22 protein-coding genes and 1 riboswitch are annotated in these 19,180 nt (G+C 67.5%); of the genes, 21 read left to right on the forward strand and 1 reads right to left on the reverse strand.

The features are described 5' to 3' along the window. Positions 1-38 precede the first annotated feature (38 nt). The 5 genes from rpe to ribH all read left to right on the forward strand — a co-directional run bounded on the left by rpe (position 39) and on the right by ribH (position 4,369). Positions 39-719, forward strand: coding sequence for a ribulose-phosphate 3-epimerase (gene rpe / locus PJB24_RS13390; RefSeq protein WP_273846667.1), 681 nt, complete (start codon positions 39-41; stop codon positions 717-719). Between the two features lie 49 nt (positions 720-768). Further along, a riboswitch (FMN riboswitch) is annotated at positions 769-917 on the forward strand. A gap of 19 nt (positions 918-936) precedes the next feature. Further along, the gene (gene ribD / locus PJB24_RS13395; RefSeq protein WP_273846671.1) at positions 937-2,019 is read left to right on the forward strand and encodes a bifunctional diaminohydroxyphosphoribosylaminopyrimidine deaminase/5-amino-6-(5-phosphoribosylamino)uracil reductase RibD; all 1,083 of its coding nucleotides are present in this window, start codon (positions 937-939) and stop codon (positions 2,017-2,019) included. A gap of 13 nt (positions 2,020-2,032) precedes the next feature. Then, positions 2,033-2,647 carry a riboflavin synthase gene (locus tag PJB24_RS13400; RefSeq protein ID WP_273846672.1) on the forward strand — a complete coding sequence of 205 codons (615 nt, stop codon included), beginning with the start codon at positions 2,033-2,035 and terminating at the stop codon, positions 2,645-2,647. Between the two features lie 2 nt (positions 2,648-2,649). Further along, entirely contained in the window at positions 2,650-3,852 is a 1,203-nt protein-coding gene (locus tag PJB24_RS13405) for a bifunctional 3,4-dihydroxy-2-butanone-4-phosphate synthase/GTP cyclohydrolase II (protein WP_273846675.1), read from the forward strand. A gap of 13 nt (positions 3,853-3,865) precedes the next feature. Beyond that, complete coding sequence (gene ribH, locus PJB24_RS13410) at positions 3,866-4,369, forward strand: 6,7-dimethyl-8-ribityllumazine synthase (RefSeq protein WP_273846677.1); 504 nt, start codon at positions 3,866-3,868, stop codon at positions 4,367-4,369. 27 nt (positions 4,370-4,396) lie between these two features. Here the strand turns inward: ribH and rpmB are convergent, their stop codons facing one another. Further along, entirely contained in the window at positions 4,397-4,615 is a 219-nt protein-coding gene (gene rpmB / locus PJB24_RS13415) for a 50S ribosomal protein L28 (RefSeq protein ID WP_273846679.1), read from the reverse strand. Positions 4,616-4,773: 158 nt separating this feature from the next. On the opposite strand from rpmB, the gene PJB24_RS13420 reads away from it, so the two are divergent. The 16 genes from PJB24_RS13420 to PJB24_RS13495 all read left to right on the forward strand — a co-directional run bounded on the left by PJB24_RS13420 (position 4,774) and on the right by PJB24_RS13495 (position 19,176). Beyond that, a complete protein-coding gene (locus PJB24_RS13420) occupies positions 4,774-6,348 on the forward strand; it encodes a DAK2 domain-containing protein (RefSeq protein WP_273846681.1) in 1,575 nt (524 codons plus the stop codon). Then, the gene (locus tag PJB24_RS13425) at positions 6,345-7,157 is read left to right on the forward strand and encodes a DegV family protein (protein ID WP_273846683.1); all 813 of its coding nucleotides are present in this window, start codon (positions 6,345-6,347) and stop codon (positions 7,155-7,157) included. The genes PJB24_RS13420 and PJB24_RS13425 overlap by 4 nt, the downstream gene beginning before the upstream one ends. Then, on the forward strand, positions 7,138-9,282 hold the full coding sequence (recG, locus tag PJB24_RS13430; protein ID WP_273846685.1) for an ATP-dependent DNA helicase RecG: 2,145 nt from the start codon (positions 7,138-7,140) through the stop codon (positions 9,280-9,282). The genes PJB24_RS13425 and recG overlap by 20 nt, the downstream gene beginning before the upstream one ends. A 2-nt stretch (positions 9,283-9,284) precedes the next feature. Continuing rightward, the gene (gene coaD, locus PJB24_RS13435; RefSeq protein WP_273846687.1) at positions 9,285-10,340 is read left to right on the forward strand and encodes a pantetheine-phosphate adenylyltransferase; all 1,056 of its coding nucleotides are present in this window, start codon (positions 9,285-9,287) and stop codon (positions 10,338-10,340) included. Between the two features lie 2 nt (positions 10,341-10,342). Beyond that, positions 10,343-10,798, forward strand: a complete 456-nt coding sequence (locus tag PJB24_RS13440) for an ATP synthase subunit B family protein (RefSeq protein WP_273846688.1) — start codon at positions 10,343-10,345, stop codon at positions 10,796-10,798. Positions 10,799-10,808: 10 nt separating this feature from the next. After that, a complete protein-coding gene (locus PJB24_RS13445) occupies positions 10,809-11,267 on the forward strand; it encodes a YceD family protein (RefSeq protein ID WP_273846690.1) in 459 nt (152 codons plus the stop codon). A gap of 44 nt (positions 11,268-11,311) precedes the next feature. Then, positions 11,312-11,497 (forward strand): 50S ribosomal protein L32, encoded by a 186-nt coding sequence (gene rpmF / locus PJB24_RS13450; protein ID WP_273846693.1) that lies wholly within the window; start codon positions 11,312-11,314, stop codon positions 11,495-11,497. Positions 11,498-11,515: 18 nt separating this feature from the next. Next, entirely contained in the window at positions 11,516-12,517 is a 1,002-nt protein-coding gene (plsX, locus tag PJB24_RS13455) for a phosphate acyltransferase PlsX (protein WP_273846695.1), read from the forward strand. Beyond that, positions 12,514-13,461 carry a beta-ketoacyl-ACP synthase III gene (locus PJB24_RS13460; protein WP_273846697.1) on the forward strand — a complete coding sequence of 316 codons (948 nt, stop codon included), beginning with the start codon at positions 12,514-12,516 and terminating at the stop codon, positions 13,459-13,461. Before plsX ends, PJB24_RS13460 begins: the two co-directional genes overlap by 4 nt. A 10-nt stretch (positions 13,462-13,471) precedes the next feature. Further along, the gene (locus PJB24_RS13465) at positions 13,472-14,281 is read left to right on the forward strand and encodes an ACP S-malonyltransferase (RefSeq protein ID WP_273846699.1); all 810 of its coding nucleotides are present in this window, start codon (positions 13,472-13,474) and stop codon (positions 14,279-14,281) included. A gap of 8 nt (positions 14,282-14,289) precedes the next feature. Further along, positions 14,290-14,727: a 3-hydroxyacyl-ACP dehydratase FabZ gene (gene fabZ, locus PJB24_RS13470; protein WP_420541951.1), complete on the forward strand. Its 438-nt coding sequence runs from the start codon at positions 14,290-14,292 to the stop codon at positions 14,725-14,727. Continuing rightward, positions 14,724-15,470, forward strand: coding sequence for a 3-oxoacyl-[acyl-carrier-protein] reductase (fabG, locus tag PJB24_RS13475; protein ID WP_273846703.1), 747 nt, complete (start codon positions 14,724-14,726; stop codon positions 15,468-15,470). The genes fabZ and fabG overlap by 4 nt, the downstream gene beginning before the upstream one ends. A gap of 67 nt (positions 15,471-15,537) precedes the next feature. Beyond that, positions 15,538-15,783, forward strand: a complete 246-nt coding sequence (gene acpP, locus PJB24_RS13480; RefSeq protein ID WP_273846704.1) for an acyl carrier protein — start codon at positions 15,538-15,540, stop codon at positions 15,781-15,783. Continuing rightward, positions 15,780-17,027, forward strand: coding sequence for a beta-ketoacyl-ACP synthase II (gene fabF, locus PJB24_RS13485; RefSeq protein WP_273846707.1), 1,248 nt, complete (start codon positions 15,780-15,782; stop codon positions 17,025-17,027). Before acpP ends, fabF begins: the two co-directional genes overlap by 4 nt. A 165-nt stretch (positions 17,028-17,192) precedes the next feature. Next, positions 17,193-18,578 carry a vanillate/3-O-methylgallate O-demethylase gene (gene ligM / locus PJB24_RS13490; protein WP_273846708.1) on the forward strand — a complete coding sequence of 462 codons (1,386 nt, stop codon included), beginning with the start codon at positions 17,193-17,195 and terminating at the stop codon, positions 18,576-18,578. Positions 18,579-18,591: 13 nt separating this feature from the next. Beyond that, positions 18,592-19,176, forward strand: a complete 585-nt coding sequence (locus tag PJB24_RS13495) for a hypothetical protein (protein ID WP_273846709.1) — start codon at positions 18,592-18,594, stop codon at positions 19,174-19,176. The last annotated feature ends 4 nt before the right edge of the window (positions 19,177-19,180 follow it).

Consider the following 19,180-nt stretch of genomic DNA (forward strand, 5'->3'; position numbering starts at 1 on the left):
TCTCGGGCATCGTGCGCGAGGACTCGGGAGGTTTGCCTTTGGCGTTCTACAGGGAGCTCGGCGGTAGGGTCGTGTGCGCCCCCTCCATACTCTCCGCGGATTTCGCGGAGCTCGCCGCCGAGGTGAGGAAGGCGCAGGAGGGTGGAGCGGAGCTCGTCCACTTCGACACGATGGACAACCACTTCGTCCCCAACCTCACCTTCGGCCCGGTGGTGGCCGCCTCGCTCGTGCGGGCCATCGAGCTCCCGGTGGACGTGCACCTGATGGTCGAGAACCCGGAGAACCTGATCCCTGCCTTCATCGACGCCGGGGTGAACAGCCTCACCGTCCACTACGAAGCGGTGACTCACCTGCACCACGTGCTCGAAGAGATCCGGGAGGGCGGCTGCGAGGCCGGGGTCGCGATCAACCCGACCACGCCTCCCGAGGTCCTCGAGTGGGCCGTGCCTTACATGGACTACGTGCTGGTGATGACCGTGAACCCCGGCTTCGGGGGGCAGCGTTTCATCCCTCAGATGGTGGACAAGGTCAGGCGGGTGCGCGAGATCACCGGCCTCCCCGTCGAGGTCGACGGGGGGATATCCCCCGAGACGGCCCCGGCGGTGGTCGAGGCCGGGGCGCAGGTACTGGTGGCGGGGTCGGCCGTCTTCGGAGGAGATCCGGCCGAGGAGATAAAGAAGATACTCTCCGCGGCCCGCCCGGCTTCCTCTTTCGGCTAGATGCGCTCTCCTTGCCGGGGGCGGGCCTCTGTGGTATAGCTTTGCCGAGCAAAACTTTCGGGGGCGGGTGGAATTCCCGCACCGGCGGTGATCCGGGAGCCTCTCCCGGAAAGCCCGCGACCCCCCGGAGAAATCCCGGGGGTGGAGCCGGTGAGAGTCCGGCGCCGACGGTGAGAGTCCGGATGGGAGAAAGGATGTTGCGACGCTGGATCTCCACATGCAGCGCGCCCGCGACCTTGCGGAGCGCGGACGTTACACCGTAGCACCCAATCCCCTGGTCGGCTGCGTCGTCGTACGCGACGGCCGAATCGTGGGAGAGGGCTGGCACGAGCGCGCGGGCAGCCATCACGCGGAGGCCGTGGCCCTCGATGCGGCTGGGGAAGATGCCCGCGGCGCGACGCTGTACGTCACGCTCGAGCCCTGCAACCGCCGCAGCCGCTCCTCGGAGGTCTCCTGCACCGGGCGTATCCTCGAAGCCGGGGTGAAAAAAGTCGTGATCGGCCACATCGACCCCAACCCCCGGATGAACGGCCGCAGCGTGCGTCTGTTGCGCGATGCGGGCGTAGAGGTAGAGGTCCTGGACGACCCCGAGTTCGGGCGGCAGAACGAGCAGTGGTTCTGGTACAAGCGCACCGGCCGTCCGTTCGTGCACCTCAAGCTTGCGGTGAGCCTGGACGGTAGGATCGCCTGCGCCGGCGGCGACAGCAGGTGGGTGACTGGCCCGGAAGCGCGCCGGCGCGCCCATCTGTTGCGCGCGGAAGCCGGAGCGGTCCTCGTCGGGATCGGAACCGTGCTCGCCGACGACCCCCTGCTCACGGTGCGGGATGTCCCCGGAGAGGTGCCCGCCGCAAAGCGCGTCGTGCTCGACGCCCGGCTCAGGATACCGCTGGAGAGTGCTCTCGTGCGGAGCGCCGGAAAGACGCCCCTGATCGTCTTCGCCGCTGAAGGTGCACCCTCCGGGAAGACGCTCGCCCTGCAGGAGCGGGGCGTACGCGTGGTCGAAGCCCCGCTGATCGACGGGATCTTCGATCCCGGCTTCGTGCTCGACGAGCTCGGGCGGCTCGGGGTGCGGGGGGTTCTGGTCGAGGGGGGTGGGGAGACCGCCGCTCACTTCGTCCGGCGCTCGCTTGTGAACAAGATGACCGTTTTCTACGCGCCGAAGCTCGTAGGATCGGACGGACGTCCGATGGTGGGGGAGCTGGGGGTCGCGGGGATGGCCCACGCGCTGCCCTTCACCGTCTCGGAGGTCGAGCGGCTCGGGGATGATGTCGCGGTGACGTTCTATCCGCGCGGGAGGTGAGGAGGACTTTCGTATGTTTACCGGGCTGGTGGAAGAGAAGGGCAGGGTCGTGGCGCTTTCGAGAGGAGGGCTCGCCCGGCTCGTCGTGGATGCGGGGAGGCTCGCCGGTGGGGTCGAGGTCGGTGACTCCGTCGCCGTCAACGGCGTCTGCCTGACGGTCGCAGAGAGAAGCGGAAAAGAGCTCGTCTTCGGCGTGATGCCGGAGACGCTCCGGCGCACCGCGCTCGGGGATCTTTCCGAGGGGCGGGCGGTAAACCTGGAGCGCGCGCTCGAAGCCGGAGGGAGGCTCGGCGGCCACATCGTCCAGGGGCACGTGGACGGCGTCGGGGAGGTCGTCTCGATACGGCCCGAGGGTGAGGCCGAGATCTGGGAGTTCTCCGCTCCCGGGAGCGTGCTGCGCTACGTGGTCGAGAAGGGGAGCATATGCGTGGACGGCATAAGTCTGACGGTCGTCTCCGTCGGCGGGGAGTCTTTTTCGGTCTCCATACTGCCGCAGACGAAGGCCGCGACCGACCTCTCCGAGATCGGGGTCGGCACGAAGGTCAACCTGGAGGCCGATGTCATGGGGAAGTACGTCGAGCGGCTGCTCGCGCCGTATCTCGAGAAGGGTTTCGAGAGGAGCATTTAGAGATGCCTTTGAGCAGGGTCGAGGATGCGATCGAGGACATAAGGGAGGGGAGGATGGTCATCGTCGTCGACGACGAGGACCGGGAGAACGAAGGCGACCTGACGATGGCCGCCGAGAAGGTGACCCCCGAGGCGATCACCTTCATGGCCACCCACGGCCGCGGGCTCATCTGCCTGCCGATGAGCCCGGAGATGGTCGACCGGCTCGAGCTGCCGATGATGACCGAGGACAACCGCTCGCGCATGAAGACGGGCTTCACCGTCTCGATAGAGGCGCGCGAAGGGGTGACGACAGGCATCTCGGCCGCCGACCGGGCGCACACCATCCGGGTCGCCGTCTCCGACGGGGCCGGGCCTTCGGACATAGTCTCGCCGGGACACGTCTTTCCCCTGAGGGCCCGCCCCGGCGGGGTGCTGGTGCGCAGGGGACAGACCGAGGCCGCCGTCGACCTGGCCCGGCTGGCGGGCCTGAAGCCCGCGGGTGTGATCTGCGAGATCATGAAAGACGACGGGACGATGGCCCGGATGCCCGATCTCGAGCGGTTCGCGGCCGAACACGGGTTGAAGATAGTGAGCGTCCAGCAGATAGCCGAGTATCGCCGGGCGCACGAGATGCAGGTCGCCTTCGCCGTCGAGACCCGGCTGCCCACAGCCTACGGTGAGTTTCGGCTGCGAGCCTATGAGGGCGAGTTCGACGGGCTACCGTACCTGGCGCTCATCGCCGGGCATCCGGAGGGGAAGGAGGGGGTGCTGGTCCGGATGCACTCTTCGTGCCTCACCGGCGACGCCCTGCACTCTCTGCGCTGCGACTGCGGAGAGCAGCTCGAGGCCGCCATGCGCCGGGTGCAGGAGGAGGGGGAGGGTGTGATCCTGTACCTCAGCCAGGAGGGGAGGGGGATAGGGCTGATAAACAAGCTGAAGGCTTACAGGCTGCAGGACAAGGGACTCGACACCGTCGAGGCCAACGAGAAGCTCGGCTTCGCGCCGGACATGCGCGACTACGGCGCGGGTGCCCAGATCCTCAGGGATCTGAACGTGAAGAGCGTGCGCCTGATGACCAACAACCCGGCCAAGATGGCCGATCTGGAGGGGTTCGGGCTCGAGATCCTGGAGCGGGTACCGCTGGAGGTGAGGGCCAACGGGGAGAACGAGCGCTACCTCAAGACCAAACGGGAGAAGATGCACCACATACTGGAGCAGTTCTAGGGGGTCGTAAGAGATGAACGTGGAAGGATCACCGAACTACATGGAGGGGGGCCTCGACGCCGCCGGGCTGTCGTTCGGCGTCGTGGCATCCCGGTTCAACGAGTTCATCGTCAAGCAGCTTCTGGAAGGAGCGCTGGACGCCATACGGCGGCACGGTGGTGACCTCTCGGCGGTGGACGTCGCGTGGGTGCCGGGCTCCTACGAGATACCGCTCGCCGCCCGGCGCATGGCCCGCTCCGGCCGCTACGACGCCGTGATCTGCCTCGGTGCCGTCATCCGCGGCTCGACGCCGCACTTCGAGTACGTGGCCGGTGGTGTCTCCTCAGGCATCTCGGGCGTGGCGCTGGAGGTCGATCTGCCCGTCGTCTTCGGTGTTCTCACGACCGAGACGATCGAGCAGGCCATCGAGCGGGCCGGTACCAAGATGGGGAACAAGGGTTTCGAAGCGGCCCAGACGGCGATAGAGATGGCCAACCTGTTGGAACGTATCGGGGGACTGGAGCGGGCTTCCGAGTGAGGAGACCTCGTGCAGCCGCCCCGAAAGTCAGGCGCTCTGCGTCGTGCGGGGGGCCGGGATCACTTTGTCCACCTTGAACGCCTTGAGGCAGGAGGTGCATACCCAGACCCTCTTCGTCCCCGCGCCATCCCGGATGCGGACCTTCTGCAGGTTCGGATTCCAGCGCCTCCGGGTCGCCTTCAGCGAGTGGCTGCGCGCGTTTCCGTAGCCAGGAGCCTTGCCGCACGAATAGCAGACTTTCGCCACGATGTCCTCCTCTTATATACTAGCCGCCTGATCGGGGATGCCGGGAACCTCCGGACAGCGAAGAGTGATTGTACCAGACCGTCGGGGAGAATAGTAGAATCGTCAGCCATGACAGAGAGTTCGAAACAGATGGTCGTTCGTTCGCCGGAGGGTGGCGCGTGGCGGTAGAGGTTCATCCGGTCGCCTCGGCGGCGCGTGATGCTCTGAAGGCTCGGGCCGGGCGGATAAACGAGCTCAACGTGTACCCGGTCCCGGACGGGGACACCGGGACGAACATGCTGCTCACCCTGGACGCGGTGGTGCAGCAGACCGCCGGAAAGACTTATCCCACGGCCCGGGAGGCAGGTCGGGACGTCTCGCGGGCGGCTCTGATGGGAGCCCGGGGAAACTCCGGTGTGATCCTCTCGCAGATGGTGCGGGGTGCCTGTGAGGCGCTCGAGGAGTCCGAAGGATTCGATGCGGCCTCTCTGGTGGCCGCCCTGGAAGGAGCATCGGAGAGGGCCCGCTCCGCCGTGCGGCAGCCGGTGGAGGGGACGATGCTCACCGTGATCAGGGACGCCGCCCGGGCCGCCCGGGAGGCGTTCGATTCCGGAGAGCAGGATCCTGCCCGGCTCGCCGGGGTGGCGGTTCGGGAGGCGCTGGCTTCCGTGGGCAGGACCAAAGGGATGCTCGAGACGCTGCGTCGGGCCGGGGTGGTGGATGCCGGCGGGCTCGGGGTGGCGACCATCCTGGAGGGAATCCGGGCGGCGCTCGCGGGGGAGAGCCCAGAGTTCGATGAGGAGACCTCCGGGGAAGGGCTTCCGGACCTGGAGTCCGTCGGACACGAGGAGGAGGCCTGGGGGTACTGTACGGAGTTCGTCGTCACCGGCTTTACGGGTGACGCGGAAGACTTCCGGGAGCACATCCACCGGATCGGGCGCAGCGTTCTCGTCGTGCCGGATGCGGACGTGGTCAAGGTTCACCTGCACACCCAGGATCCCGGCGAGGCCCTGTCGTACGCGGGACGCTTCGGGCGGCTCTCCGGGGTGAAGGTGGACGACATGGAGGCCCAGGTCCGCGAGCGTTCGGAGGAAACCGCCGCCGGGCTCGGCGTGGTCGCCGTGAGCCGGGGCGAGGGCAACCGCCGGCTCTTCGAGTCGATGGGGGCGATCGTCGTCGAGGGCGGGCAGGGTGCGAACCCGAGCGCCGAAGAGATCGCCCGCGCCGTCCGGCGCAGCGGGGCGCGGGAGGTCGTCGTGTTGCCCAACAACAAGAACGTGATTCCCGCCGCCGAGCAGGCGCGTGAGCTCGTCGAGGCCCGACTGCACGTCATCCCGACCACGACGGTGGCATCGGGGCTCGCCGCGATGGTCGCCTTCGACCCCGAGGAGGAGCCGGAGGAGGTCGTCGAGGAGATGCGCGAGCTTCTCTCGGCGATGCGTCAGGTGCAGATAACGCGCGCCGTGCGTGATGCGGACGTCGCAGGGGGCAGGATCTCCGAGGGGCAGTACATGGCCTTCCTCGACGGTGAGCTCGCCAGCGTCGGGGGGAGCGTGGAGGAGGTGGCGCTCGCTGTGTCCCGCACCCTCGTGGAGGAGGGTGCCGGGCTCCTCACGCTGCTCGCCGGAGAAGGGCTCGGTGCCGGGGAGGTGGAGGAGATCGCCTCCAAGATCGAAGCGCTCGACGGCGAGGTCGAGGTCGAGGTGAGGGAGGGGGGACAGCCGTTGTACCCGCTGGAGATGGTGGCCGAGTGACCACGGGGATAGTCACGGACTCGACGACCACGCTGCTGCCGGAGGTGGCGGGGCGGCCTGACGTGCGGGTGGTCCCGCTCACCTTCCGCTTCGGTGAGGAGGTCTTCACCGACAAGGTGGACATGACCAACGAGGAGTTCTTCGCCCGGCTCGCCTCCTCGAAGGACTTCCCGACCACCTCCCAGCCCTCGGCCGGGGCCTTCGTCGAGGCCTACGAGGAGCTCTCGGCCTACGACGACCTGCTCGTGCTCACCATCTCCAGCGAGCTGAGCGGGACCTACGAGTCCGCCCGCGCGGCGGCGGAGATGGTGGACAGGAAGATCGAGGTCGTGGACAGCCGCAGCGCGGAGGTCGGATCGGGGCTCATCCTGATGGAAGCGCTCAGGGTCATAGACTCGGGTGGAGACTTCGGGGAGGTGCTGCGTGCGGTCCGGCAGGCGATAAGGCGCTGCCGGGCGCTCTTCGCCGTCGGCACGCTCGAGTACCTCGAGCGCAGCGGCAGGATCGGGCGGGCGCAGCGGCTGCTCGGCTCGACGCTGGACATCCGCCCCGTGCTGGTGCTCGAGGACGGTGTGATCTCGCCTTACAAACGTACGCGGGGCCGTAAGCGCCAGCTCGCGGCGATCGCCGAACGGATGCGCCCGGTCGTCGAGGAGGGCCGGCCCATCTTCTTCGGGCACGTTGACGCCGCGGAACCTCTCCGGCGGCTGATGGAGGAGCTCGGGGTGCCCGACGCGCCGGTCGCCGAGATCGGAGGGGTGGTCGGGTGCCACGTCGGTCCCGGCACCTATGGCGTCGCCCACCTCTGAAGCGGGGAGACGGAGCGTCAGGGAAGTCTCCCTGCGCAGCACGACGCTGCCCGAGCTGAGATCCCGCCCGGTCGGGGAACTGCCCGGCGTCGGGAAGCGGATAGAGGCCGCGCTCGGGGAGCTCGGCATCCGTTCTTTCGCGGATCTCGTCTCCCACTACCCCTCGCGTTACGAGGATCTCTCCAACGTCAAGCGCATCGGGGATCTGAAGGTCGGGGAGCGGGCGACGGTGGTGGCCAGGGTCGTGGGCACGAGGCCGCTCGGACGCCCGGTGCGTGGGAGGGCGCCGGGGTTCTCCGCCCAGCTCTACGACGGGACGGGGTACATACCGGCCGTGGTGTGGGGTCGGAACTGGCTGGCGGGGCAGCTCGCCGAAGGGACGCGGGTCGTCGTCTCCGGGGAGGTGCAGCGGCGCTACGGGCTTCAGATCGTGGCCAGAAACCTGGAGATCGCGGAGGATCTCGAGGACGAGAGCCCTCACGCCGGGCGTTTCGTCCCGGTCTATCCGGCCGGTCGGGGGTTGCAGACGCGCAGGATCAGGACGCTCGTCCACCGGGCGCTGTGTGAGGCGGGATACATCCTGGATCCTTTGCCCGCGGAGGTGCTGGCGCGTCACGGGCTTCCGCTCCTGCACGATGCGATCTGGGAGGTGCACTTCCCGGAGGACTGGCGGAGGCTCGAAGTGGCCCGGCGGCGGCTCGTCTTCCACGAGCTCTTCCTGATCCAGGTGGGGCTCGCGGCCCGCAAGGCGCGTCTCGCGCGGGATGAGATCGGGCGGTCCCACGCCGGTGACGGCAGCCTCCTGAACCCATTTCTCTGCGGGTTGCCCTTTCCGCTCACCGGGGCGCAGGAGCGGGTCGTGGGGGAGGTTCTCGCGGACATGAGATCGGAGCGGCCGATGCGGCGGCTCGTGCAGGGGGACGTCGGGAGCGGCAAGACGGTGGTCGCGGTCGCGGCCCTGCTCTCTGCGGTCGAAGCTGGCGGACAGGGGGCACTCATGGCCCCGACCGAGGTGCTGGCCGAGCAGCACTTCCTCTCGATTAGCTCGGCGCTCGCCGGGCTCCCGGTGAGGGTGGTGCTGCTGACCGGTTCGCTCGGCGCGCGGGAGCGCAGGGAGGTGCTCGACGATTTGCGGCGCGGTCGGGCCCACATCGTGATCGGGACCCACGCCCTGATCCAGAGGGAGGTCGAGTTCCGGGATCTCTCACTGGTGGTGGTGGACGAGCAGCACCGCTTCGGCGTCTCGCAGCGGACCGTCTTCCAGGAGAAGGGCGTCTCGCCGGACACGCTGGTGATGACTGCGACCCCCATCCCGCGTACCCTCTCCCTCACGCTCTACGGGGACCTCGACGTCTCGGTGATAGAGGAGCTGCCGCCCGGGCGCAGGCCCGTGGAGACGGTCCTGGCCTCGAGGTCGGAGCGCCCGGCGGTCTACGAGGAGGTGCGCGGCGAACTCGAAGCCGGCAGGCAGGCCTTCGTGATCTGCCCGCTCGTCGAGGAGTCCGAGGCCCTTGAGGAGGTGCGCGCCGTGGAGGAGCTCCACGCGGAGCTCTCGCAGGAGATCTTCCCCGAGCGGAGGGTCGGGATGCTCCACGGCCGGATGCGTCCGGAGGAGAAGCGAGAGGTGATGGCGGCGTTCCGTACCGGGGAGATAGAGGTGCTGGCGGCGACCAGCGTCGTCGAGGTCGGGGTCGACGTGCCGAACGCCAGCGTGATCGTCATCGAAGGGGCCGAGCGCTTCGGGCTCTCCCAGCTGCACCAGCTCAGAGGGAGGGTCTGCCGGGGTGTGCACCCGCCGAGGTGTTTCCTGATCGCCGACCCGAAGACCGAGTCCGCGCGGGAGCGGCTCGAGGCCCTCTGCGAGCATCAGGACGGCTTCAGGCTCTCGGAGGCCGACCTGGCGATCCGGGGCGAGGGCACCCTCTTCGGCAGCCGCCAGAGCGGGATGCCGGATTTGAAGATCGCCAAGCTCCTGCGCGACGTGGACGTGCTCGTCGAGGCCCGAAAGGCGGCGTTCGAGCTCGTCTCACGCGATCCGTCGTTGCGTCGGCCCGAGCACCGGACCCTGCGGCGTGAGGTCCGCGATCTCCTCGGCGAGAACGTCGAGTGGCTCTTCAGGGCATGAGGGTGATCGCCGGAGAAGCGGGAGGCATCGTGCTCGGGCCCGTCCCGCGCGGTGTCCGACCCACCTCGGACAGGGTGCGCGAGAGCCTCTTCGGCGCGCTGGGGCAGTTCTTTTCGGGGGAGAGCGTGCTCGACCTCTACGCCGGGACTGGGGCCCTCGGCATCGAAGCCCTCAGCCGTGGCTGCGGCCGGGCCACCTTCGTCGAGCGCGACCGCAGGGCGGTCTTCGCCATCCGGGAGAACCTCCGGCGCACCCGGCTCGAGAGTCGAGCCGAGATCATCCGGGAGGACGTCGGACGGGCCGTCGAGCGGCTCGTGCGCGAAGGGCGTACCTACGATTTGATCTTCGTCGACCCGCCATATAGAATCGCGGACTCAGAGGTAGAAAACCTGTTGATCCGTCTGGATTCCCTGCTCGCACCCGGTGGCAGAGCTGTCATCGAGCGGGGCCGGATGCCCCGGGGGGAGGGCGGGCTCGAGAGAGGAGACGCGCGCCGATACGGCGGCACGGTGGTGACCATCTTGGAAAAGCGAGAGATAACGATGAACCTGGCGATCTGTCCCGGAAGCTTCGATCCGGTCACGGCCGGGCACCTCGACGTTATCCGGCGGGCCGCGGGCATCTTCGACCACGTGGTCATAGCCGTGGGTGCTAACCTCCGCAAGCGGCCCCGGCTGCCGGCGTCCGAGCGGGCCCGGCTGGTGCAGAAGGTGACCTCGCACCTCGAGAACGTCTCGGTGGAGGTCATGGACGGTCTTCTGGTCGAGTTTGCCCGGGAGCGCGGCGCCAGGGTCATCGTGAAGGGCCTCAGGGCCGTCTCGGACTTCGAGTCCGAATTCGAGCAGGCCCAGCTCAACCGCACGCTTTACCCGGAGCTGGAGACGGTCTTCATCATGTCGGCGGCGGAGCATAGCTTCCTGTCTTCGAGTGCGGTGCGCGAGATAGCGGCTTTCGGGGGCGACCTGCGGGGGCTGGTTCCGGATGAGATACTGGATGTCGTCCGGGAGGTCTACTCGAAGGACCGGACGGCGTCAAGCGGAGAAGAGGCAGGTTCGTAGAGATGGACGTACTGGTGCTCATAGACAGGCTCGAGGAGTTGATCGAGGAGGCCCGCAGCTTCCCGGGCTTCGGCAACACCGCGATGGTCGATCGGGAGGCGGCCTTCGAGATCATAGACCAGATGCGCCAGAGCATCCCCGAGGAGCTCAAGCAGGCCCGCTGGATCGTCAAGGAGCGTCAGGCGATGCTCGACGAGGCCCGCAACGAGAGCGACCGCATCATCGCCCAGGCCCGTGAGGAGGCCGAGAAGATCGTCTCCGAGCAGGAGGTCCTGAAGATAGCCGAGCGGCGCAGCCAGGAGATAATGGAGGATGCCCGTCGGCGCGAGCGGGAGATACGCCTCGGGGCCGAAGACTACGCGGATGAGGTGCTCGCCAACCTCGAGGACAATCTGACCAAGCTCCTGGATGCCATACAGCGGGGCCGCTCCAGATTGCAGGGCGTCCAGGAGGAGTAGAATAAGGTGTATGGATGCTCTGATACCCTTGAAGCGGCCGGACGCGAGGCCGGGGGACTACCGGGAGGAGACGGCCGAGTACGAGGTCGAGCCCTTCGACCTCTACGGCCGGCACCACGAGGTCTCGGGCGCGCGGGCGAAGGTCGGGATAACGCGCGTCTCCGAGGGTCTGCACATTGATCTGCAGGTCAGGGCCACGGTGCGCACGACCTGCGACAGGACGCTCGAGCCGGTGGAGATCGAGGTGTGCTTCGGGGAGTCCGAGGTCCTCTCCGGTCCGGATGACCCGGAGCTCTCCATCGAGGATTGGACGCTCGATCTTCCGCGCTACACCCGTTCGGCGATCCCGACCGAGATCCCGATGCAAATCTTCGCTCCGGGCACCGAGCCCGTGCGTCCCGGCCTGGAAGAAGAGCGCGTGGACCCGCGCTGGCGTGGGCTGGGCGACCTGTTCGCGTCCGGGTTCTGAAGAGTTCCCGTTGCAGGCATCGTAGACAAGAGGAGGTTTTACGTATGGCCGTACCCAAGAGGAAGACGTCCCGCGCCCGCCGGGACCGGCGCCGCTCGCACCACGCGCTGAGGCCCCCGGGGTTCGTGGAGTGTCCTAACTGCGGGGAGGTGCACCTTCCCCACAGGGTGTGTCCCAACTGCGGCTACTACAAGGGCAGGACCGCGGTAGCGGTGGAGCCGACGAGGTAGGGAGGACGTCCGCTACGCGTGCGCATCGCCGTGGACGCCCTCGGGGGCGACAACGCGCCGGATGAGATAGTCGCCGGGGCCATCTCGGCGGCATCCCGGATGCCGGACGACGAGATCCTCCTGGTCGCCGACGCGAAGACGGCCGGGAGGTTCTCTGCTTCCGGGCTGCCCGGAAACGTCTCGTTCGAGGAGGCCGGGGGGGCGGTGAGGATGGACGAAGAGCCGGCCGCGGCGGTAAGGAGCCGTCCGGATTCGAGCGTGGCGGTTTGCGCGAGGCTGGTGCGTTCGGGCCGGGCGCAGGCCATGTTCTCCGCCGGGAGCACCGGGGCGACGGTCGCCGCCGCTCTCATCGAGATAGGCCGACTCCCGGGCTGTCGGCGCCCGGCGATAGCCGCCTTTCTGCCTTTCTCTTCTCCGGTCCTGCTGCTCGACGTGGGGGCCACGATACAATGCCGGCCCGAGGACCTGCTGAACTTCGCCATCCTAGGGAGCGGGCTCGCCCGCCGCTACTTCGGTTCCGAAGAGAGGGCGAGGGTGGGGCTCGTGAACGTCGGAGAAGAGGCGGGGAAGGGTAGCGACCTCACAAAGGAGACTTACGAGCTGTTGAAAACTTCCAGTATGGTTCGTTTCATCGGCAACGTCGAGGGCCGGGACATCGGGCGCGGCGTGGCGGACGTGATCGTGACCGACGGGTTCACCGGCAACGTGATGCTGAAGACGGCCGAGGGGGTGGCGAGCGAGCTGATGACGATGCTGCGTTCGGCACTTTCCGAGGGGGTTGTGAGCCGGCTCGCCGCGGCCGTCCTCCGGCCGCGGCTTCTGGGGCTTCGTGACCGGGTGGACCCGGAGACCTACGGAGGGTCTTTCCTTCTGGGGGTGCGCGGCCTCGTCGTCATCGGGCACGGCAACTCGCGTCGACGAGGTGTGAAGAACGCGCTGCTGGGGATCACGCGCACCGGTGAGGGGCTCGTAGAGGAGCTCGGCTCAGCTCTCCGCCGGGCCCGAGAGGAAGCGTCGTGAACCCCCTCGCGGCCGGAAGGATAGCGGGCGTCGGGCGTGCGCTCGGCAGCCGGGTGGTGACCAACCGGGACCTCGAGCTTCTGCTGGATACTTCGGACGAGTGGATCTCGTCGCGGACCGGCATCAGGGAGCGGCGTTTCGTCGGCGAGGGGGAGGACTGCGTCTCGCTCGCCGTCGACGCCTCCCGCCGGGCGCTGTCCCACGCTGGGGTGGAGGGGGGTGATGTGGACCTGGTTGTATGCGCCACCTCGACCGCCCCGGAGGCGGTGCCCTCGGTCGCTTCTCAGGTGGGCGAGGCGATCGGAGCCTGCGGCGTGGGTGCTATGGACCTCGGGGCGGCCTGCGCCGGGTTCGCCTACGGCGCCGCCGTCGCCGCCTCTATGCTGCGGAGCGGGCTGGCCACGACCATCCTGCTGGTGGGTGTGGACGAGCTGACCTCGATAGTGGACCTCGAGGATCGCGCGACGAGCATCCTGTTCGGCGACGGAGCCGGAGCCGTGGTCCTGGAACAGGGGGACGGGAGCTCTGGCTTCGTCGACCACGTTCTCGGCGCCGACGGGCGTTTCGCCCCGCTCCTGCGCGCCGGGCACCCCGGGAGCCCGCAGAAGCTGCGCCAGAACGGACGCGAAGTCTTCCGCTTCGCCACCAAGATAATCCCGGATCTCGTCGAGAAACTGCTCGTGAGGAACGGCATCTCGCTCGATCAGGTGCAGTACCTCATCCCGCACCAGGCAAATGCACGTATAATACAGGCGGCGGTGCGCAGGCTGGGCATGCCGGAGGAGCGGGTGGTGATAAACGTGGATCGTTATGGGAACACCTCTGCGGCTTCGATCCCTATCTCCTATCCTGACATCTACGACGAGATGGAGCCGGGGCGTTACATCATCACGGTGGGGTTCGGCGGGGGGCTCACCTGGGCTGCCAACCTGTACCGGATATGAAGGGAGGGTTTTGACGAGAAGAGCCGTCGTTTTCCCCGGCCAGGGAACTCCCGGGGGGGAGATCTCCGGTCGGGTGGAGGAGGTCGTCCGGGGGGTGGTCGGGGATGGAGATGTCCCCTACCAGCTCTCGGTCTTCGCCAGGTCCGTCGAGGTCTTTCACGCCCTGCGTACGCGAGGCGTGGAGTTCGAGGTGGCGGCCGGGCATTCTCTGGGAGAGTATGCCGCGGCGCACGCGGCCGGCAGCCTCGCGCTCGAGGAGGCGGCGCGTCTGGTCGCGGAGAGGGACAGGCTCATGAGGGAGGCCTCGCGGCGCAACCCCGGGGGGATGGTCGCCGTGATCGGGGTCGATCCCGAGGAGGTCGTGCGGGTCGTCGAGGGGATCGACGGGGTCGTCGCGGCGAACTTCAACAGCCCGCGCCAGACCGTCGTCTCCGGGCGCGAGGAGGCGCTCGGGGAGGCGGTCTCTCGTTTGGGGGGAAGGAAGATCCCGCTCAAGGTCTCGGGGGCCTTCCATTCGCCTCTCATGGCCCCTGCGGCGGAGGAGATGGACCGGCTGCTCGGGGAGGCCGTGTTCGGTGAGCCGTCCATCCCGATGATAAGCGCCGTCGACGGGAACCTCCTGAAGAGCGCCGAACAGATCCGCTCGGCGCTCAGAATACAGATGCTCTCGCCGGTCAGGTGGGTCTCGGTCGTCGAGAGAATGGTCGGGATGGGGATCGAAGAAGTGGTAGAGGCAGGAGAGGGGGGAACGCTCTTGAGGATGCTCAGGGACTTCGAGGAGAAGCCGGTGGGGCGCGGAGCCGGGGAGCTTCTCGCGTGAGGCTTCCGATGGGCCCGGCCGAGATACAGCGGATCATACCCCACCGCTATCCCTTTCTGCTGGTCGACAGGATCGAGGAGCTCGAGCCCGGTGTCAGGGCGGTCGGGGTGAAGAACGTCACCCAGAACGAGCCGTTCTTCCAGGGGCATTTCCCCGGATATCCGGTGATGCCCGGGGTGCTCATCGTCGAGGCCATGGCACAGGTCGGGGCGGTAGGGGTGATGTCCTCGGGGGATCACCAGGGCAAGCTCGCACTCTTCGCCGGGATCGACGGCGTGCGTTTCCGGCGGCAGGTCGTGCCGGGGGACGTGCTGCGCATGGAGGTCGAGATAGAGCGGGCGCGTGGGAGGATCGGACGCGGGTCGGCGAGGGCCGAGGTCGGCGGGGAGCTGGCCTGCGAGGGGAGGCTCATGTTCGCGTTCGCGGAGAAGGAGCAGGAGAGATGATACGAAGAGGGAGGGTCGCGCTCGTCACGGGCGGCGGTCGCGGCATCGGGAGGGCGCTCGCGCTCCGTCTCGCCGCCGAGGGCGCTGACGTGGCGATCTCCTACAGGTCGAACGAGGAGGCCGCCCGGAAGACCGCGGAGGAGGTCCGGGGAGCTGGGGTGCGCTGCGAGGTCTTCCGGGGGGACGTGGCCGACGGCGAGGACGTGAGGGCGATCTTCGATGCCGTAGGCGAGGCTTTCGGGCGGCTCGACATCCTCGTCAACAACGCCGGGACCACAAGGGACAACATCCTCCTGAGAATGAAGGAGGATGAGTTCGACGAGGTTGTCGCCACCAACCTGAGGGGGACCTACCTCTGCACCCAGGCCGCGCTCAGGCCCATGATCCGGGCGCGGTGGGGCAGGATCGTCAACATAAGCTCCGTCGTCGGTCTCATGGGCAACGCGGGGCAGGCCAACTACGCAGCATCCAAGGCCGGCATCATCGGCTTCACCAAGAGCGTGGCGCGGGAGGTCGCCTCCCGCGGCATCACCGCCAACGTCGTCGCCCCCGGCTACGTCGAGACCGAGCTCACCGCCGATCTGCCGGACAAGATAAAAGAGCAGATCCGGGATCAGGTACCCGCCGGTCGATTCGCCTCGGCCGACGAGGTCGCCGAGGCGGTGGTCTTCCTCGCTGGAGAGGGAGCCGGTTACATAACCGGGCAGACGATCGCCGTCGACGGCGGTATGGTTATGCACTAGGAGGATTTACGCTACACTACCCGCTACCGGATAGAGGAAAGCAGGCTCGAAACCAAGGAGAGATCTGATGGACCGTGAGGAGATACTCGAGAAGATCCGCGAGATAACCGCCGAGCGTCTCGGCGTGGACGAGAGCGAGATCACGCCCGAGGCGTCCTTCAGGGAGGATCTCGAGGCGGACTCGCTGGATCTGGTCGAGCTCATCATGGAGCTCGAGGAACAGTTCGGCATGGAGATCCCCGACGAGGAGGCGGAGAAGATCACCACCGTCGAGGAGGCCGTAGACTACGTCGCGGAGCACCAGACGGCGTGACGGACTCCGGCAGGGGACACGCCTACATAACCGGGGTGGGGGCGGTTACCCCGCTGGGCGTCGGCGTCGAGAACTTCTGGGACGCCGCCCTGCACGGGAAGAGCGGGATCGGCGAGATAACCCTCTTCGATCCCTCCCCCTACCCCTCCCGCATAGCGGGTGAGTGCCGCGACTTCGACCCCTCAGACTTCATCGGGAAGAAGGAGATCCGGCGCATGGACCGCTACACCCAGATGGGTGTGAGCGCCGGGTTGCAGGCGGTGGAGGACGCCGGGGTCTCCGGAGCCGTCCAGAACGAGCCCGAGCGCGTCGCGATAATCATGGGTACCGGCATAGGCGGGCTATCGACCTGGGAGCGCGAGTACCGGGTGCTGCAGGAGCGCGGTCCCGGACGGGTCAGCCCCTTCCTCATAACCATGATGGCCCCGAACATGTGCGCCGGATACCTGGCCATCCTGCTCGGCGCCAGGGGCCCGACCCAGTGCCCGGTACTCGCCTGCGCGACCGGGGCCGAGGCGGTCGCCGAAGGGCTCGAGATGATCCGACGCGGCGACGCCGACGTGGTCATCGCCGGCTCCTCCGAGGCACCGATCACCCCGCTCTCGATGGCCGGGTTCTGCGCCATACGGGCCGTGAGCCGCCGCAACGACGACCCGCGCGGCGCCAGCCGCCCGTTCGATGCCGGGCGTGACGGCTTCGTGATGAGCGAGGGAGCCGGCGCGCTCGTCCTCGAGAGCCCCGAGCACGCCGAGCGGCGCGGCGCCGAGCCCATAGCCGCGGTCTCCGGTTACGGGCGTACCACCGACGCCTACCACGTCACCGCACCGGACACCGAGGGGCGCGGCGTCGAGCGGGCGATGCGCCTCGCGCTCGAGGACGCCGGGGTCGAACCCGGGGAGGTCGGCCACGTGAACGCCCACGCCACCGCCACCCCGACCGGCGACGGTCCGGAGACGAAGGCCATCGCCCGCCTTTTGCCCCACGCCGCCGTCTCCGGCACCAAATCCATGACCGGTCACTCCTTCGGCGCCATCGGCGCGACCGAGGCGATAATGTGCGCCCTGGCCCTGCGCGACGGCGTCCTTCCCCCGACCATCAACCTCGAAGAGGTGGCCCCCGACTGCGAGCCGCTCGATTACGTGCGCGACGAAGCCAGGGCGGTTCCCGGTCTTAAGGCCGCGATCTCCAACTCGATGGGCTTCGGTGGCCACAACGTCGTCGTTGTCTTCGAGAGCATAGGGTAGCCAGGGTACAAACCCCGTAATCGTTCGAACCCGCCCCGAATGGGGCGGGTTTTCCTGTGAGTCTCCAACCTTGTTGACAATATTGTTCGATATGTAATATCCTGAGGTCTCAGGAGAGGAATGTGATTTCTGGGTTCGTCTCTGCAAGGAGGTTTGAGGGGAGATATGGGAGAGGTGAAGAGGAGTCTCGCGGACGTACTGCGGGAGGCGGGGGGGGCGGTGGAGCTTCTGTACAACTCGCAGACCGGGCCGCGGGTCTTTCCGGTGGTGCCGCCGGAGTATACGAACTGGCGCGACGAGCAGCGGGCGTGGAGGGAGAGCTGCGTTCTCTTCGACCAGTCGCACCACATGACAGACTTCTACGTCGAGGGGCGCGATGCGTTCGGGCTGCTCGAGTCGCTCGGGATAAACAGCTTCAGGAACTTCGCTTCTGATAAGGCCAAGCAGTACGTGGCGTGCAACCCGGACGGGTACGTCATAGGCGATGTGATCCTCTACCGGCTGGGCGAGGAGAGGTTCCTGCTCGTCGGACGTCCCAGCGTGCACAACTGGGTCCGCTACCACGCCGAGAAGCGTGGGGCCGAGGTGGAGATGGAGATCGACGAGCGGACCGACCTCAACCCTGCCGGCCGCCGCAGGCTCTACCGCTACCAGATCCAGGGCCCCAACGCCCTCGGGCTGGTGGAGAAGCTCAACGGCGGTCCCGTGCCCCGGATCCCCTTCTTCAACGTCGGGGAGATAAACGTCGCCGGGAGGAAGGTGAAGGCTCTGAGGCACGGGATGGCCGGGCAGCCCGGTTTCGAGATATTCGGTCCCTGGGAGGAGGCCGAAGAGATAAGAGGAGCCATCGTGGAGGCCGGGGAGGAGTTCGGTCTGAGGCAGGCCGGCTCCCTCGCCTACCAGTCCGCGACCACCGAGTCTGGCTGGATCCCCTGTCCCGTCCCCGCCATCTACACCGGTGAGGAGCTCGAAGACTACAGGAGGTGGCTCCCGGCGAACACCTACGAGGCTACGGCCTCTCTCGGGGGAAGCTACTACTCCGAGGACATAGAAGACTACTACTTCACCCCCTACGACCTCGGGTACGGGCACATGGTCGGCTTCGACCACGACTTCGTGGGCAGGGAGGCTCTCGAGAGGATCTCCGGGAGGCCGCCGAAGAAGAAGGTGACGCTCGTGTGGGACGGGGATGACGTCACGGAGAAGATCTTCTCGAGCCTCTTCGAGAGGGACGGTCTTCCCGCAAAACACCTGGAGCTTCCGTCCTCCTGGTACTCGGCGCTCCAGTACGACCGGGTCGTCAAGGGCGGCCGGACGGTCGGGATCTCCACCTACGTCGGCTACAGCCACAACGAGAGATCGATGCTCTCTCTGGCGAGCGTGGACGTGAATCTGGCCGAACCCGGCACGGAGGTCACCCTTCTTTGGGGCGAGAAGCCGAACTCCAGAAAGCCTCAGGTCGAGCCGCACGAGCAGGTGGAGGTAAGGGCCACCGTCGCCCCCGCTCCACTCGTCGAGTACGCCCGCACCGCCTACAGAGAGGTGAGCTGAGGAGGTGGCGATCATGAACAGGTTCGAGGAAGAGATCTACCGCTGCATGGACCCGGTCGCCAGGCTTCTCGAGGTCACCGAGAACCCGCACCACCGGGCGATCCTCGAGAACTACCGGCGGCACGTACACCTCGAGGGCTCCGGGCAGTTCGAGAAGATAGTCGCCCCCGACATGATGGTCGATGAACCCGTCTACCGCATAAACTGGGGCAGGCCGACCGTCATCCGGGGCAAGCAGGGCGTGATCAACTTCTACCGCAGCGCGGAGCGTTACGTCATGTGGAACTCGGAGGACAGGATAGCGGTGGCCGACTGGGGGCTCTGCGACGAGCTCACCTTCCACTTCCTCACCACCGGCGACATCCTCGAAGAGTTCGGAATCGAGGTGGAGAACAGGGAGGCTCACTACCACTTCACCAGCCGTCAGGCGTTCGTGTGGCCCTACGACGAGCAAGCCCGGCTGGTTGGGGAGCATCTGTACGTCGACGAGACCAGCATCTCGGTCGAGGAGGTCGACCCCTCCGAGGTCGTGAGCCCGGATCGCTCCCGGCAGATACACCTGGAGCTTCTCGCGCGGCTCGAGTCCGTGCCGGGTTAGGTGA

This window comes from Rubrobacter calidifluminis, from assembly GCF_028617075.1.
GTDB classification, from domain to species: Bacteria; Actinomycetota; Rubrobacteria; order Rubrobacterales; family Rubrobacteraceae; genus Rubrobacter_E; species Rubrobacter_E calidifluminis.